At 63.1% G+C, this 16182-nt stretch carries 13 protein-coding genes and 1 tRNA gene; 8 read left to right on the forward strand and 6 right to left on the reverse strand.

Annotation, left to right across the window (positions count from 1 at the left end):
- Positions 1-22: 22 nt before the first annotated feature.
- From SALB1_RS12055 to SALB1_RS12090, 8 genes are all read left to right on the forward strand, one after another.
- Positions 23-763, forward strand: coding sequence for an LOG family protein (locus SALB1_RS12055; RefSeq protein WP_109994094.1), 741 nt, complete (start codon positions 23-25; stop codon positions 761-763).
- 130 nt (positions 764-893) lie between these two features.
- Positions 894-969, forward strand: a tRNA-Ala gene (locus tag SALB1_RS12060).
- Positions 970-1223: 254 nt separating this feature from the next.
- Entirely contained in the window at positions 1224-2195 is a 972-nt protein-coding gene (locus tag SALB1_RS12065; protein WP_109994095.1) for a sugar-binding transcriptional regulator, read from the forward strand.
- 481 nt (positions 2196-2676) lie between these two features.
- Positions 2677-4287 (forward strand): hypothetical protein, encoded by a 1611-nt coding sequence (locus SALB1_RS12070; RefSeq protein WP_145961314.1) that lies wholly within the window; start codon positions 2677-2679, stop codon positions 4285-4287.
- Between the two features lie 152 nt (positions 4288-4439).
- Positions 4440-5918 (forward strand): glucose-6-phosphate dehydrogenase, encoded by a 1479-nt coding sequence (gene zwf, locus SALB1_RS12075; RefSeq protein ID WP_109994097.1) that lies wholly within the window; start codon positions 4440-4442, stop codon positions 5916-5918.
- A gap of 80 nt (positions 5919-5998) precedes the next feature.
- Positions 5999-6682, forward strand: coding sequence for a 6-phosphogluconolactonase (gene pgl, locus SALB1_RS12080; protein ID WP_109994098.1), 684 nt, complete (start codon positions 5999-6001; stop codon positions 6680-6682).
- 47 nt (positions 6683-6729) lie between these two features.
- Positions 6730-8559 carry a phosphogluconate dehydratase gene (edd, locus tag SALB1_RS12085; RefSeq protein ID WP_109994099.1) on the forward strand — a complete coding sequence of 610 codons (1830 nt, stop codon included), beginning with the start codon at positions 6730-6732 and terminating at the stop codon, positions 8557-8559.
- A 30-nt stretch (positions 8560-8589) separates the two neighbouring features.
- A complete protein-coding gene (locus SALB1_RS12090) occupies positions 8590-9219 on the forward strand; it encodes a bifunctional 4-hydroxy-2-oxoglutarate aldolase/2-dehydro-3-deoxy-phosphogluconate aldolase (protein WP_109994100.1) in 630 nt (209 codons plus the stop codon).
- A gap of 111 nt (positions 9220-9330) precedes the next feature.
- Here SALB1_RS12090 and SALB1_RS12095 read toward each other — a convergent pair whose 3' ends face one another.
- From SALB1_RS12095 to SALB1_RS12120, 6 genes are all read right to left on the reverse strand, one after another.
- Positions 9331-10428, reverse strand: a complete 1098-nt coding sequence (locus SALB1_RS12095) for an ABC transporter ATP-binding protein (RefSeq protein WP_109994101.1) — start codon at positions 10426-10428, stop codon at positions 9331-9333.
- 91 nt (positions 10429-10519) lie between these two features.
- Positions 10520-11404 carry a carbohydrate ABC transporter permease gene (locus SALB1_RS12100; RefSeq protein ID WP_109994102.1) on the reverse strand — a complete coding sequence of 295 codons (885 nt, stop codon included), beginning with the start codon at positions 11402-11404 and terminating at the stop codon, positions 10520-10522.
- The gene (locus SALB1_RS12105) at positions 11388-12317 is read right to left on the reverse strand and encodes a carbohydrate ABC transporter permease (RefSeq protein WP_109994103.1); all 930 of its coding nucleotides are present in this window, start codon (positions 12315-12317) and stop codon (positions 11388-11390) included. Before SALB1_RS12105 ends, SALB1_RS12100 begins: the two co-directional genes overlap by 17 nt.
- Positions 12318-12404: 87 nt before the next feature.
- Positions 12405-13697 (reverse strand): ABC transporter substrate-binding protein, encoded by a 1293-nt coding sequence (locus SALB1_RS12110; RefSeq protein ID WP_109994104.1) that lies wholly within the window; start codon positions 13695-13697, stop codon positions 12405-12407.
- 219 nt (positions 13698-13916) lie between these two features.
- A complete protein-coding gene (glk, locus tag SALB1_RS12115) occupies positions 13917-14909 on the reverse strand; it encodes a glucokinase (RefSeq protein WP_109994105.1) in 993 nt (330 codons plus the stop codon).
- A 285-nt stretch (positions 14910-15194) separates the two neighbouring features.
- Entirely contained in the window at positions 15195-16112 is a 918-nt protein-coding gene (locus tag SALB1_RS12120; protein WP_158590727.1) for a LysR family transcriptional regulator, read from the reverse strand.
- Between the last annotated feature and the right edge of the window lie 70 nt (positions 16113-16182).

Genomic DNA, 16182 nt, shown 5'->3' on the forward strand with positions numbered 1-16182 from the left:
TCTAAATCATCCCGAGGTCTGAATGTCGAACGCCTACACCGATGCGGATTTCATGCTGGGTGAGGAAGCCCGCCCGCTCCGGATCCTGTCCGAGTACATCGAGCCGCGTACCCGGCTGATGCAACTGGACGTGCATAACGGTCTGATCTTCTGGGGCTCGGCGCGGCTGCGTCCGCACGAGCGCGACCCGGTGGCCGATACCGTCGACTACTACGCCGAGGCGCGTGAACTGGCCCGCCGCATGATGCGCTGGACCATGGACGAGCACGCCAGCGGCGAGCACTACTATGTCTGCACCGGTGGCGGCCCGGGCATCATGGAAGCGGCCAATCGCGGCGCAGCGGATGTCAATCCGGAACTGTCGATGGGGCTCAACATCGAGCTGCCGCACGAGCAGGGCACCAACGCCTGGGTGCACGAGCGCCTGAACTTCAATTTCCACTACTTCTTCATGCGCAAGTTCTGGTTCATGAATCTTGCCAAGGCACTGATCATCTTCCCGGGTGGCTTCGGCACCATGGATGAGCTGTTCGAGATGCTGACCCTGATCCAGACCGGCAAACAGCCGCGAATCCCGGTCGTGCTTTACGGCCACGATTTCTGGAGGCGCCTGATCGATTTCGATGTGTTCCGCGAGCTCGGCTTGATTGCCGATGCGGATATGCGGCTGTTCTACCAGGCCAATAGCGTCCAGCATGCATACGATTTCCTGACCGACGCCCTCGCAGGGCAGATGCCGGAAGACGCCAAGAAGCAGGCCTGAGTCCACTCGAATTGCACCACCCGAACAGGCGATAGCCGGTGGTCGCGGACGGAGTTTCGTTCGAGGGGTTGGCAAGCGCCACAAGCCTGCTATCATACGCCGCTCGTTGCCAGGCAACAGACGGTTTCGTGGGGCCGTAGCTCAGTTGGGAGAGCGTCGCGTTCGCAATGCGAAGGTCGGCGGTTCGATTCCGCCCGGCTCCACCATATCGAAGGGGTCAGGCCACGCCTGATCCCTTTTTTTATTGCCCGTGATGCGGTGCCCGTTGCGCGATCAACGGGCCGGCGTCGGCAAATTTCCGGCCGGGCTCGCGCGCCGCGTTGAGGCTGGCCTGTAACGCCATGATTCGACTTGATTGTTGAGCGGTTGTTCGCGACTACAACCATGGTCGCAATGACAACGTTGTCGTCGCTAAAATAATTTTTCTCAATTGTTGAAAAATATTTCATCGGCATCGTTCATGGCTGACCGGCAAACCGACGATCTGGCGATTTATGTCGCTTGGTTGTCTTACATCGGCGGGTATACCCAGGCTGAAATCGCCGATCGACTGTCGTTGTCGCGCGCCAAGGTCCATCGCCTGATCGGCGAGGCCCATCAAGCCGGCTATGTTCACGTCTATATCGATCGCTCGCCCCAGCGCCTGGTCTCCTACGAGGATCGTATCGCCGAGTATTTCGGCCTGAGCCAGTGCCTGGTCGTGCCCGACGTGGAGGATCCCAATGATCGCCACGGCAACGTGGGGGCGCTTGGCTCGGCCGCAGCGCGTTACGTGCATGGGCGCATCGCGAGTGGCGAGGTGTCGTCGCTGGGCGTGTCATGGGGCCGTTCGCTGGCCGAGATGACGCGTCAACTGCCCCGAGAGGGGCTTCCCCACCTGGCCATCGTCTCGCTCATGGGCAGTCTGACCCAGCAGTCGGCGATCAATCCGTTCGATGTGGTCTATCGGTTGGCCGAGAAAACCGGCGGGCAGGGGTTTTTCCTGCCGGTGCCATTCATCGCCGACAGTATCGAGGACCGCAACGTGCTGATGGCCCAGCGCAGTGTCGCCGATGCCCTCGCCCGGGCCCGGGCAATCGATCTCGGCGTAGTCGGCATCGGTGCCATGGCCCTTGATCAGCCCATGTTCATGGAAGAGCGCGGTTTGCTCGGCGCGCGCCAGCTGGCGGAACTGATCGAGGCAGGTGCCGTGGGTGAACTGGTCGGGCATTTCCTGGACTGCAACGGGCGGCCCATTCCCATGGTGATCAACGAACGCACGATCGGCCTGTCCCTGGCCGAGCTGGCCGAGCGCGAAATCGTGGCGGTGACCGGGGGCGCCGACAAGGGCCCGGCGATCCACGCCGTGCTCAACAGCGGTGTCGTCGACCGTCTGATCCTGGACGAGCCCGCGGCAAAATCCTTGCTGAATGTTCGTTCTCGCGCTGCGTGATCGCCCTCGGGTGGTGCGAAGCGAACGCATAGGTTCGAAAACGAAAATGGACCCGGTTCCAAATGTTCGACTTTTCGCGAATGGGTAACGGCCTAACTGATCGTTATGATGCAGGGAATGAAACAATCTGCGACGGCATTCACGGGCCTTTTTGCCCTACCGTGCCAGGTCGTCATTTCAATACCGACCCGGTAAAGAGCGCCAGGTACGTGACGCAGCCGAGGGGATGATGGTTCGGGACGACATTGAGTCTGCAAGCCGCATTGACCAAGCAGCGCTATCGCGAGGCAGGGCTTGCCGTTGGCTTCGATTCGAGATGCGAATGGATTGATTCGAGTTTGACGGCTTATTAAGAACACATGAGCGACCAACTGGCTGGTTAGCTCGCCCTCCCGCGGGGAGTGCGTTGTGCCGGCAGTTATCGAAGGGGCGTGGAGAACTTCCGCGAATAGAGTAAAACTAGCCAATCAGGAGAACCACTGTGGGCAAGCTAAAAATACAAGAGCGCACCGCGCTCAACAGCCGCGTAAGTCGTTATACGACATTGCTGCTCGGGACCACCGCGCTTGTGTGCGCCGGTGCCGCCCAGGCGCAAACGAGTAACTCGAACGACGACATGTCGTCGCTGAGTTTTCCGGAGATGTTTCAGAAGCAGGTCGTGGAAGGCTCGCAAGTGCACGGACGCGTGGGCTTCTACGACTTTCGTCGCTGGCACGACACCAACCAGCCGTACCCGGGTCAAGCAAAGACCGGGGATAACTACAATACCGAGAACACCAACTTCGGTGCTCAGATCGGTATTACGACGGGTCGTCTGTACGGGTTTTCCGCGGGCGCCGAATTCGTCTATGAGCATGCGCTCTATGGCAACAATGCTGCCGGCACCAAGCTGAACTGCAACCTAGCCTGTTCCACGGTCGAGAATTTGACGCAGGGCTATCTGCAGTTCAATGCGTATGGGTTCCAGCTTCGTGGCGGTCGGCAGCTGATCAACACACCGTTGGCCGGTGCCGATCAGTTCACCTTCCTGCCGCGCGCCTTCCAGGGCGTGAGCGCGGTGTGGCGTCCGCTGGATACCATGAAGCGGATGTCGTTCACTGGCGGCGGTTCCGCCAAGACCGAAGGCAACAGCGGCCCACAAATCAACCAGTCCAGCGTAGCGCAGACCGCGACCTACGAGACCAATCAGTATCTGCCGTTCTTCGGTCTGGACGCCTCGGCCATGGATCAGCCCGAGTGGCAGGTTTTCGGTGCCAAGATCACGCGCTATGAGGGCCGCGGCAACAGCTCCAGCTTCGTGAAAAAGAATCGCTATTTCGATAACGTCAGCGGCTTCTGGTCACTGGGTACTTCCTATCGCAACGTGATGTCCAACGGCGGTCAGGTTGTCGGGCAGTACTACCACTATGACTTCCAGCAGACCGAGTCGGCCGACTACGGCGAAATCGGCTATATGGCGCCGACGATGGGCTCGGGGACCATGGCCTGGGCGCCGTATGTCCGTGCCCAGGCGATCGCGGCCTATAATGCGGACAAGAGCCGTATCCCGCAGGGTATCAACAGCCAGATCTACGGTCTGAAGCTGGGCGTGCAGAGCGGCATGGTCGGCTTCTCGGTCTTCGCCAATTTCTCGCCGGAGCACAATAACTCGTTCAACCACGGCCAGCTCCTGCATCCGTATACCGATCTGTCGGGTGTAATCTACACCGATACCATGAATGACGGTATCCAGGAGCAGGGCCCGGGCTGGGCCGCGGGTGCGCGCATCGATTTCACCCCGACCGACAACTTCTCGATGTATGCGCGCTATGTGCAATACGAAGCCAAGTATGGTCACTCGCATGACTTCTACTTCGGCGGCGGGAGCAATGGCCAGATCGGTGATGGCCGTAATGGCAACCCCGACTCGTTTACGGGTACCCAGTACCGGAACCAGAAGAGTCAGGGCATCGGCATCGGCATGACCTACGATCTGGGCGGCATCTCCAAGCAGCTCGCCGGCTTGAAGATTGGCGACAACCTGGGCATCACCAAGTTCGACCACGCGCCGAACTTCTACGACAACCGTATTCGCTTCTACTACAGCTTCTAGTCGCGTAACGGCCCAACGGCCCGGTCATCCCTCGGGATGGCCGGGCTTTTTTAATGGTGTGGATAGCCGGCAGCTCGGTTTGCCTGCGCCACAGAGCCCGGCGAAGCGGTTATACTTGCGCGTTGTATTGGTTAGCGAGAAAGAGAGAGACGATGGCCGCCGAATTCGTACCCGTGGATCCGTTCGACCTGGTGATATTCGGCGGTACGGGTGATCTGGCGCGGCGAAAACTGCTGCCGGCGCTTTATCACCGCGACCACGATGAGCAGTTCTCGGACGACAGTCGCATCATCGCGGTGTCCCGCCAGGAGATGAGCGACGAGGACTACGCGGCGTGGGTTCGCACGGTGCTCGAAGAGCATCTTCCGGATAATGAGATCGACGAGGATGTGTTCTCGCGTTTCCAGGATCGCCTCGCCCATGTGCGGCTCGACGTGGACGACGCGGCCGGCTGGACGGCATTCGCCGAGCGGTTCGACGACGATGGCCGTATCCGTACGTTCTATCTGGCCACCGCGCCCAGCCTGTTCGGCAAGATCGCCAATGGCGTGGCCGACGCCGGGCTGGTGGATGCAAGAGCCCGGATCGTGCTGGAAAAGCCGGTGGGCCACGATTACGAATCGGCGCGCGATATCAACAATGCGGTGGGCGCGCGGTTCGACGAATCGCAGATCTATCGTATCGATCATTATCTGGGGAAGGAAACGGTCCAGAACCTGATTGCCCTGCGTTTCGGCAACTCCTTGTTCGAGCCCGTGTGGGGCCGGCAGGCGGTGGACAACGTGCAGATCACCGTCGCCGAGAGCCTGGGCGTGGATGAGCGTTTCGAGTTCTACGAACAGACCGGCGCGCTGCGCGACATGGTGCAGAACCACATGCTGCAACTGCTGTGCCTGACGGCGATGGAGCCGCCGGCGAGCATGAATCACGACGATGTGCGCAACGAAAAGATCAAGGTGCTGCGCTCGCTCAAGCCCATTACGCCGCAGGATGTGCACAAGGTCACGGCGCGCGGGCAATACGCCGCCGGCATGATCGACGGCCAGGCGGTGCCGGCCTACGGTAGCGCGAACAACAAGGCCCAGGCGCCCGCGGACGAGGCCAGGGCCGAGACGTTCGTGGCGATCAAGGCCGAGATCGACAACTGGCGCTGGCAGGGCGTGCCCTTCTATCTGCGCACCGGCAAGCGCATGGCACGCAAGTCGTCGCAGATCGTGTTCGAGTTCAAGCCGGTGCCGCACTCGATCTTCGGTGATGAGCCCCTGCAGCCGAACCGGCTCGTGCTCCGTCTTCAGCCGGAAGAAGGGGTGGAGATGTCGATCATGACCAAGGAGCCGGGCCCGGGTGGTTTCCGCATGCGTAGCCTGCCGCTCAATCTGAGTTTCAGCCAGGCGTTCGAGGTGGCGTATCCCGACGCCTACGAGCGGCTGTTGATGGAGGTTCTGCGCGGCAACCCGGCATTGTTCATGCGCCGCGACGAGGTCGAGGCGGGATGGCAGTGGATCGACCGGATTCTGGAGAGCTGGCGTCTCGAACAGGTCGAGACCCAGGAATACATGGCCGGCAGCTGGGGCCCGACCGATGCCTTCGTCTTGCTCGATCGCGATGGCCGGCGGTGGCACGATAGCTGATCGTTGCCCATGGTCGACGGCGTCGCGCGGTATGGCGTCCCAGCCAAGCTTATATATGATTCTTGAGAGGGACCGTTCCCATGGCCGAATTGACACAGTATTCCAGCCGCACCGAAGCGGCGCGCGAGCTCTCGGCGTCGATCGCCGAGCGTTTGCGCGAAGCGATTGCCGAGCGCGGCGAGGCGAGTCTGGTGGTCTGTGGCGGCAGTTCGCCCAGGGAACTGTTCGAATTCCTGTCGGCTGAAAAACTGGCCTGGTCGCGGGTGACGATTGTTCCGTCTGACGAGCGCTGGATGCCGGTGGACGACCAACAGAGCAACGAACGGCTGGTTCGGCAGACGCTGTTGGTCGGGCCGGCGGCCGAGGCGCGGTTCGTGGGGCTGTATCGCCCGACCGATACGCCCGGCGAAGCGCTCGACGCGGTCGCGGCCGCCTTGACCGACGTGCCGCGGCCGCTCGATGTGGTATTGCTGGGCATGGGGGACGACGGGCACACGGCCTCGCTGTTCCCGCACGCGCCCGACATCCAGAGCTGCCTCGACTCGACTGCGCCATGCGTGGCACCAAGCGTTGGCCCACCGGCCCGATTGTCCCTGAGTCTGGCGTACCTGACCGATGCCCGCAGCATCGATCTTCTGATCTTCGGCGACGAGAAGCGCCACGTGTTCGAACGCGCCCAGGCGGCCGGCCCGATGGCCGAACTGCCCGTGCGCGGCGTCTTGCATCTCGAGCGCCCCGTGGCCCAGGCACACTGGGCTGAATGAATGAAACACCCGGCGGTATCGCCGGGTGTCCGTGAGCGGAGGCTGTCATGGCACTCAATCCCGTCATCCACGATGTCACCCAGCGCATCATCGAGCGCAGTCGTGACTCCCGTGCGGATTATCTCGCACGCATGAACGAAGCCGGGCGGCATGGCCCGCACCGCGGCACCATGTCGTGCTCGAATCTGGCCCACGGCTTTGCCGCCTGTGGCGCGCCGGACAAGGACGCGCTGGCCTCGGATGTCCGGCCCAATGTCGGCATCGTCTCGGCCTACAACGAGATGCTCTCGGCCCACCAGCCGTTCGTCGATTTTCCGGACATCATCAAGAAGGCGGCCTGGGACGCGGGCGGCGTGGCGCAGTTCGCCGGCGGTACGCCGGCCATGTGCGACGGCGTGACCCAGGGCCAGCCCGGCATGGAGCTCAGCCTGTTCTCGCGCGATGTCATCGCGTTGGCCACCGGCGTGGCCCTGACGCACAACATGTTCGACGCCGCCATCTGCCTCGGTGTCTGCGACAAGATCGTGCCCGGGCTGCTGATCGGCAGCCTGGCCTTCGGTCATCTGCCGGTGATCTTCGCGCCGGCCGGACCCATGACTTCGGGGATGTCGAATCCGGTCAAGGCGAAGGTTCGCGAGCGTTTCGCCCAGGGCGAGATCGGCCGCGACGAGCTGCTCAAGGCCGAATCCATGGCCTATCACTCGCCGGGCACCTGCACCTTCTACGGCACGGCCAATTCGAACCAGCTCATGATGGAGTTCATGGGCCTGCATCTGGCCGGAACGTCTTTCATCAACCCCGGCACGCCGCTACGCCATGCGCTCACCGAGGCGGCCGCCCGACGGGCTGTGGAGATGGCCTCCGTGCCCGACGACGGCCAGGCCCGGCGGATGTGCGACATCGTGGACGAAAAATCCCTGGTCAATGGCCTGGTCGGATTGCTGTCCTCGGGCGGATCGACCAACCACACCATGCACTATGTGGCGGTGGCGCGTGCGGCCGGCATCAAGATCAACTGGGACGATTTCTCGGAGCTGTCATCGGCGGTGCCGCTGCTAGCCCGCGTTTACCCGAATGGGGTCGCGGACGTCAACCATATGCGGGCCGCGGGCGGCATTCAGTTGATGATCCGCAGTCTGCTCGATGCCGGCCTGCTGCATGACGACGTCATGACGGTTGAGGGCTACGGCCTGCACAACTACACGCGTGAACCGTTCCTCGACAATGGCGAGCTCGCCTGGCGCGAGGGCGCGATGACCAGCCACGACGAAGACGTCATGCGCACGGTGGACACCCCGTTTGCGGCGACCGGGGGCATCAACGTACTCAATGGCAACCTGGGCCGCGCCATCATCAAGACCTCGGCGGTGGACAAGAAATATCGCCGTATCGAGGCGCCGGCACAGGTGTTTTCGACCCAGCAGGCGGTGCTCGACGCGTTCAAGGCCAATGAACTGAACAAGGACGTGGTGGTGGTGGTGCCGTACCAAGGCCCGCGTGCCAACGGCATGCCTGAACTGCACAAGCTGACGCCGAGTCTGTCGGTGCTGCTGCAGCGCGGTTATCAGGTCGCCCTGGTTACCGATGGGCGCATGTCGGGCGCCTCCGGCAAGGTGCCGGCCGCGATTCAGGTCACCCCAGAAGCGAAGCTCGGCGGGGCCATCGGCCGGATCCGGGACGGCGACATGGTGGTCGTGGACAGCGAGACGGGCGAGCTTTCGGTGCAGGTCGATCAGGCAGAGCTCGACGCCCGCGAGCCGGTCTCCTTCGCCGATCCGCCGCCGACCGAATACGGTTTCGGTCGCGAGCTGTTTGCGTTGTTTCGCCACAACGCCGCGCCGGCCGAAGAAGGCGCCGGCCCGGTGCTCCATGACTGAACGCGATCCGTCGAGAATCAAGAGGTAACCATGGCCGATACACTCGCCATCATGAAAATGTCGCCGGTGATCCCGGTGGTGACCATCCACTCGGTCGACGATGCCGTCGCCATGGCGCGCGACATGTACGACGGGGGGCTGAAGACGATCGAGATCACGCAGCGCACCCAGGTCGCACTCGAGGCCGTGCGTGCGATCGCCCAGGCCGTGCCCGATCTATGCCTCGGCGTAGGTACGGTGTGGACCGCGGCACAGGCGCACGAAGCGCTGGATGCCGGTGCCCAGTTCATCGTTTCGCCGGGCATTGCGGACGAGGTCGGCGCGGTCTGCCGCGACGCGGATCTGCCCTATCTGCCGGGGGCGCAGACGGTCAGCGAGGTTGCCCATCTGGTGCGTCAGGGCTGGCAGCAGATCAAGCTGTTTCCGGCCTCCGTGATCGGCGGACCTTCTGCAATCAAGGCGTATGCGGCCGTGTTCCCGGATGTCCGCTTCTGCCCGACGGGCGGCATCACCGAGCAGAGCGCACCGGATTATCTCAAGCTGCCCAGTATTCCCTGCGTTGGCGGCAGTTGGCTCGCCACGCCGGCGACCGGGGATGAGCCCGCAGGTCAGTCGCCAACCCGTGCAGCCGCGGAGCGTGCCGCACGGCTCGGACGCTGACGGCCGTGGCGGGCCGCCTCGACGCGGCACCGCCCGCCAACGCATGGCATGGCAGGTAAGAAAAAAAGCCGGGCTCGAGCCCGGCTTTTTCTTACTGGCGGGTGGGCGCGCCTAGGCGATTCGCTCGTCGCTGTCGCAGTCGAAGAATACGGCACGCGCGGTATCGAACGACAGGGCCATATTCGCGCCGGCATCGGGTGCCGCCGACGGCGTGCAGCGCGCGGTGACTTCGATGTCGTTGATATGGGTGAGCAGATAGGTATCCGGGCCGGTCGGTTCCACGATCTCGATCGGGCAGGTCAGCGCATTCTCGTCGCTGGGCTCGGCCGGTGCCAGATGCTCCGGTCGCATGCCCATGATGACCTTCGACTGCCCGTGCGCCGCAAGCCGGCTCGCGGTCGCCTCCGGCAGCGTGAGGTCAATGCTCGCCTGTCCCGAGGTTAATCGGATCGTGCCGTGTTCCCCGCCCGAGAACTCGCTCGCGATGAAGTTCATCGCCGGCGAACCGATGAAACCGGCGACATAGCGATTGGCCGGATTGTCGTAGATCTCGTGCGGTGTGCCGAGTTGCTGCACGCGGCCTTCGTTCATCACCGCGATCCGGTCGCCCAGTGTCATGGCCTCGATCTGATCGTGCGTCACGTAGACCATGGCGGTCTTCAGGCGCTGATGGAGTTGCTTGAGCTCGGTACGCATCTCCACGCGCAACTTGGCGTCGAGGTTGGACAGCGGCTCGTCGAACAGGAACAGCGCCGGGTCACGGGCCAGGGCGCGGCCGATCGCCACACGCTGGCGCTGCCCACCGGATAGCTGCGCCGGCTTGCGGTCGAGCAGGTTCTCGATCTGCAGCATCTTGGCCACGCGTTCGACCGTCTTCCCCCGCTCGGTCTTGTCGACGCCGCGCATTTTCAGGCCGAACTCGATGTTTTTGCGCACGTTCATGTTCGGATAAAGCGCATAGAACTGGAACACCATGGCGATGTCGCGCTCGCGCGGGCTGCGATCGTTGACCGGCGTACCGTCCAGCGTGATCGTACCGGAGCTGATGGTCTCCAGGCCGGCGATCATGTTCAGCAACGTGGATTTGCCGCAGCCGGACGGGCCGACCAGGATCAGGAATTCGCCCTCAGCCATGGCGATGTTGATGTCTTCGAGGACACGGGTTTCGCCAAAGGTCTTGGATACGTTATCGATTTTCAGTACGGCCATGTAATTCGCTTCTCGTTATGGCGTTGGTTCGCGGGATGCACGCGGTCGCCCATGCGGCCGCGGGCTGGCCCGCCCCCGGTTTGAATTGGCGTCAGCCTTTCACTGCGCCCGCAGTCAGCCCGCGCATGAAGTAGCGTCCGGCCACCACGTACACGATAAGCGTGGGCAGGGCGGTGATAATCGCGCCGGCCATGTCCACGTTGTAGCGCTTGACCCCGGTCGACGAGGTGTTGACCAGGTTGTTGAGCGCCACCGTGATCGGATGCTCGCTGCCCGAGGTGAACACCACGCCGAACAGGAAGTCGTTCCAGATCTGGGTGAACTGCCAGATGACGCACACCATCAGAATGGGCGTCGAAATTGGCAGGATCACGTAGAAGAATGTCGACACGAAGCCGGCGCCGTCGATGCGCGCCGCCTTCACCAGCTCGTCCGGAATGGTGACGTAGTAATTGCGACAGAACAGGGTCGTGAACGCGATACCGTAGACGGTATGCACCAGCGCCAGGCCGGTCAGGGAATTCGCCAGCCCGATCTTGCCGAGTACGCCGGCCATCGGCAGCAGGAACATCTGGAAAGGCACGAAGGTGCCGCCCAGAAGCAGGCCGAAGACCAGTTCGGAGCCCTTGAAGCGCCACTTGGTCAGCACATAGCCGTTGATAGCGCCAAACAGGGTCGACAACGCCACGGCCGGGATCGTAAAGCGTACGGAGTTCCAGAAGTAGCCGTGCAGCCCGGAGCAGTCGGCGCCAGTACAGGCTTTGGACCAGGCGGCCGTCCAGCCTTCGGTCGAGAACGGCGATGGCAGCGCGAACAGATTACCGTGGCTGATCTGCGGCAGCGTCTTGAACGACGTTGTCAGCATTACGTACAGCGGCATCAGAAAATAGAGAGCCGCGAAAATCAGCACGGCGTAGACCAGCGCGCGGGCGATTGGTCCGCCACGCTGAATGCCGTCTTCAGTGGGTCCGGCCATCACGGCGCTCCTTCAGTTCGGCAATGAGCATGGGCAGCATGGCGAGCGCGACGGCGGCCATCATGAGCGTTGCGGCGGCCGCACCCAGGCCGATCTGGCCCCGATTGAAGCCGAAGTTGTACATGAAAATGGCGGGCAGCCAGGTCGAGTAGCCGGGGCCACCACCGGTCAGGGCGATGACCAGGTCAAAGCTCTTGATGGCGAGGCTGACCAGCAGAATGATCGCCGAGAAGAACACCGGTCGCAGACTCGGGATGATGATCGAGAAATACACGCGCGGAAGACTGGCGCCATCGATCTGGGCTGCCTTGATGATGGAACTGTCGATACCGCGCAGGCCGGCCAGGAACAGGGCGGTGACGAAGCCCGACGCCTGCCAGACCGCGGCGATCACCACGGTATAGATCGCCATGTTCGGATTGACCAGCCAGTCGAATGAAAACCCCGTCCAGCCCAGTGACTGTACGACATGCTCCAGACCGAGACTGGGATTGAGCAGCCATTTCCAGACGACACCGGTCACGATCAGCGACAGGGCCAGCGGGTAGAGATAGATCGTGCGCAACCAGCCTTCGGCGCGGATCTTCTGATCGAGCATGATGGCCAGAAACAGGCCGATAGCCAGACAGATCGCGACATAGAGAATGCCGAAGATCGCCAGATTGATCACCGATACCCACCAGATATCGAGCTGAAACAGCACCTTGTACTCGCGCAGGCCAGCGAAGTTGTTGGTGGGGAGAAGGCTCGAGTTGGTCAGCGACAGCCAGATCGTCCAGGCGATGAAGCCATAGATGAAGATCAGCGAAGCAAGACCGCTGGGTACCAGCGAAAACTTGGGCAGCCAGCGATCGAGCCGGCGTCGCCACGGCGTGGCCGCGGCCTGGGCGGCCCGGGGCGATGATTCAGCCATGTAGGATTATCCGTTGTGCTTGTCGGCGCATCAGAGAAAAGCCGGCGCCTAGGCGCCGGCTTGAAGGAAGGCGGATGATGCCACCCGCTACATCTGGGACATCATCTTGGCCTGCTTGGCCTGGCTCGCCATGGCCTTGGCGGCCGCTTCCGGCGTCATGCTCTTGTCGTTGTAGAACTTGGCGATGACATCGAAGATGGCACCCTTGACTGCGCCATTCTCGGCCATGTCCTGCGAGAAGCTCGGCACAAGCGCATTGTTCTTCTCGGCGGCGGTGAAGTCCTTCTGGGACTGCTTCGCACAGGCATCGAAGCCCTTGAGCGAGACGCCCTCACGCACCGGGATCGAGCCCTTAGCCATGTTGAACTTGCGCTGGAACTTCGGCGACAACGCCGTGCGCGCGAACGCGTACTGGGCATTCTTGTCCGAATGCGAACTCTTGAACATCTCGAACGAGTCGGTGTTGTAAACGAAGCCGTTGTGTTCGCCCGGGAACGCCATGCAGGCGATTTCCTTGCCCGGCGTGGCGTTGTCGTTGGTGATTTCGCCCTTGGCCCAGTCGCCCATGATCTGCATCGCGGCCTTGCCCTGGACCACTTCGCCGGTGTCATGGTTCCACGACAGGCCCTGACCGTTCTGATCCTCGTACTGCTCGATCGTGCGCAGACGTTTGAAGACCTTGGCCATGGTGTCGCCGGACAGCGCACTCGGGTCGAGGTCGACGAAAGCCTTGCGATAGAAGTCGGCGCCGCCGGTGGCGATCGCGATGGCATCGAACTCGGTCGCCACCTGCCAGGTGTCGCCGCCGCCGGCGATCGGGGTGATACCGGCCGATTTCAGCTTCTTGAGCGCGGCCACCAGCGAATCCCAGTCGGTCGGCATCTGGGCGCCGGCCTTTTGCATCACCGACTTGTTGATCCACAGCCAGTTGATGCGATGCAGGTTGAACGGCACGGCCACATAGTGACCGTTGCACTGCATGCCCTTGGCCACGGGGCCGGGCAGGATCTTGGACCAGTTCTGCTGCTTGGCGACCTTGTCGATGTTCATCGTCAGGCCGGTGGTGCACCACTGCTGAATTTCCGGGCCCTTGATCTGGGCCGCGCCCGGCAGGTTGTTCGACTGGATGCGCGACTTGAGCACCGTGCGGGCGTTGGAGCCGCCGCCGCCGGAGACGGCGTCGTTGATCATCTTGTAGCCCTTGTCTGCCATCATCTGCTGCAGCACGTTCATGGACTTGGCCTCGGAGCCCGATGTCCACCAGTTCAGCACGCTGACGCTGCCCTTGCTGGGTGCGGCCAGGGCCACACCACCGACCGTCATGGCGGCGACCGACAGGCCGATGGTGACGCTCTTGCGCAAAATACTCTGGTTCCTCATGGGCTCCTCCCTGATACCGTATCCGGCCCGTCGGGCCACGGCGTATTCGTTTAGTTACGATTGCCTCGTGCGCCACAGCGGGCGCATTTGTTCAAGCATCGAGCAAACGTTCGGGGATCACAACGGAACGAAGGTCTAATAGACCATTCTGGGACCGTGCCCACAATCAAACGAAGCCGAGCTAACTTGTTGTTGCCAAAGCTTGTACTCGGGGGTGGGCTACAGGTCGTCGAGGGCGGCTAACGCGCCTTCCAGCGCCGGATATTTGGCCGTCACGATGTAGCAGGGGACGTCGGCGAGATACTCGGACAGCCGCCCGTGCGCTTCGAATCGCTCGCGGAAACGGCTTTGCGCCAGAAACGGCTGCAGCCGCGGCGCGATGCCACCGCCGATATAGGCCCCGCCGCGCGCGCCCAGGGTGAGCACCAGGTTTCCGGTGGCCGTGCCCAGCATGGCGCAGAAGTCGTCGAGCACCTTCATGCAGATGGCACATTCCCCGGCAAGGCCGCGCTCGGTGATGTCCGACGGCTCCAGCGCCTCGGCGTCCACGCCTTCGAGCTCGCAGTTGGCTCGATACAGGTTGACCAGCCCCGGCCCCGACAGCACGCGCTCGGCCGACACATGATCGAACTGCCGGGTGAGAATGCCCAGTAACTCGACTTCACGTGCATCCGCGGGGGCGAGCGTGACATGGCCGCCCTCGCTGTCGAGAGCACGCCAGCGGCCGCCGAAGTGGAAAACGCCCGACACGCCCAGCCCCGTACCCGGGCCGATCACCGCGCGCGGCGCATTCGGTGCCCCCCGGCCATGTGGGGTCACCGGCACCAGCCACTCGCGATCCAGTCGCGGGATCGACAGCGCGAGTGCGGTGAAGTCGTTGACGACGTGAAAATCCTTGACCCCGAGCTGGCGACTCAGGTCCCGGATCGAGAACGACCACGGCGAGTTCGTGAACGCGACATGGTCTTCGTAGACGGCGGTCGCGACGGCCACCGCGGCCGCGCGAATGCTGCCGACATTGTGATTCGACAGGTAATGCCGGGTGGCCTCGGCCAGGCCGGCAAAATCCTCGCAGCGCAGCGTCTCCTGACCCTGTAGCGCGCCGTAGTCGTCGGCCAGCGCGAAGCGCGCATTGGTGCCGCCCACATCGGCGACAAGCCGCCACGAGCTGTCCGGATCACCGGCAAGACCAACACGGGGTTTATCGAACATGGGCGCGACTCGACTGGGATGCGAAACGCCGCATATGAAGCCATAGCTTCGGAGCGAAGGCCAGTGCGGCCCGCTCAGGCGTTGCCGCGTGATTGCCGCACGAACCGCCGACGAGCGCGCCATGCGGGCTTGTTTCGCATTGTCTGCACAGCTTGTTCCCGCTGTCCCGCTCGACATTAGTTATAGCGTGCCGGGCGCGAGAGCGCGCGGTTGCGGGATTTTCAGGAACAGAAGAATTTCGTTGACAGCGACGTGCTTAACGGCACCCCGCGTCGCTGCGTCAGGTCAGGCTGGCCGGGGCTCGGCCGTGGCGCTGCGCGCCGCGGCCTCGAGCGCCACGATCGCTTCGTCCTCGGCGCGCGAGGCGAGATAGCACAGCCCGAGGGTCTGGGACACGCGTTGCTCGCGGCGCACGCGCGAGTATTGCAGGACGCCGGGGTAGAGCTGGCCGATGCGACCGGGCAGCAGGGCCAGGCCGACGCCGCCGCGCACCAGCGACGACAGAGAAAAGATGTCGTTGGCGCGCAGCGCGACCTTCGGCGTTACCCCGGCCTGGTCGAACATGCGGTAGGCATCGCGGCCGGAAGAGAATTCCTGCGACAGCATCACGAACGACCGATCCGCCCAGTCGCGCAGATCCACCGGGGTCCGTGAAGGCGCGTCATTCTTCCGGCTGGCCAGATACATTTCGTCCTCGAACAGCGCGATGACGCGCCGGCTGCGCGAGCTGTCCATATCGTGTACGCACATCACCGCGGCATCGACCTCGCCGGCGGCGAGCTTGTCCTCGAGATCGGTATTCGAGCCCAGCACCAGCTCGATGTTGCAACCCGGCAGCGAGGTCTGGATGGCGGTGATGATGCGGGGCACCACCTCGATGGTCAGCGAATACAGCGAGCCGATCCGGAAGGTCCGGGGCGAGATGCCCGCGGCCTGGCGCGTGGCGTCCACGCTGCGCTGGATGCCGTCGATGATGTCGGCGGCGTGGGACTCCAGCACGGTGGCCGAGGCCAGCGGTTCCAGCGCCCGGCCGCGATGGGCGAACAACGGCGCGCCGACCGCGGTCTCCAGCGAATGAATCGCCTTGTGTACCGACACACTCGACAGCCCCAGGGCCTCGGCAGCCCGGGCGAGATTGCGTTCGCGCATGAAGACTAGAAAGATCTCCAGCTTGCGCAGGGTGATTTCGTCGCTGCCGCTCAAATGATGGCTCCTCCAGACCCGGGGCGGTGACCGCGGCATGCACGGCGACCGGCGCTGGGCTTTGCCCGAC

The sequence above is a fragment of the Salinisphaera sp. LB1 genome, from assembly GCF_003177035.1.
Lineage (GTDB): Bacteria > Pseudomonadota > Gammaproteobacteria > Nevskiales > Salinisphaeraceae > Salinisphaera.

Bases quoted from the DNA above. Each gene is read 5' to 3' on its own strand.
- SALB1_RS12055 (WP_109994094.1), top strand. From the start codon at position 23: ATGTCGAACGCCTACACCGATGCGGATTTCATGCTGGGTGAGGAAGCC.
- SALB1_RS12065 (WP_109994095.1), top strand. From the start codon at position 1,224: ATGGCTGACCGGCAAACCGACGATCTGGCGATTTATGTCGCTTGGTTG.
- zwf (WP_109994097.1), top strand. From the start codon at position 4,440: ATGGCCGCCGAATTCGTACCCGTGGATCCGTTCGACCTGGTGATATTC.
- pgl (WP_109994098.1), top strand. From the start codon at position 5,999: ATGGCCGAATTGACACAGTATTCCAGCCGCACCGAAGCGGCGCGCGAG.
- edd (WP_109994099.1), top strand. From the start codon at position 6,730: ATGGCACTCAATCCCGTCATCCACGATGTCACCCAGCGCATCATCGAG.
- SALB1_RS12090 (WP_109994100.1), top strand. From the start codon at position 8,590: ATGGCCGATACACTCGCCATCATGAAAATGTCGCCGGTGATCCCGGTG.
- SALB1_RS12095 (WP_109994101.1), bottom strand. From the start codon at position 10,428: ATGGCCGTACTGAAAATCGATAACGTATCCAAGACCTTTGGCGAAACC.
- SALB1_RS12100 (WP_109994102.1), bottom strand. From the start codon at position 11,404: ATGGCCGGACCCACTGAAGACGGCATTCAGCGTGGCGGACCAATCGCC.
- SALB1_RS12105 (WP_109994103.1), bottom strand. From the start codon at position 12,317: ATGGCTGAATCATCGCCCCGGGCCGCCCAGGCCGCGGCCACGCCGTGG.
- SALB1_RS12110 (WP_109994104.1), bottom strand. From the start codon at position 13,697: ATGAGGAACCAGAGTATTTTGCGCAAGAGCGTCACCATCGGCCTGTCG.
- glk (WP_109994105.1), bottom strand. From the start codon at position 14,909: ATGTTCGATAAACCCCGTGTTGGTCTTGCCGGTGATCCGGACAGCTCG.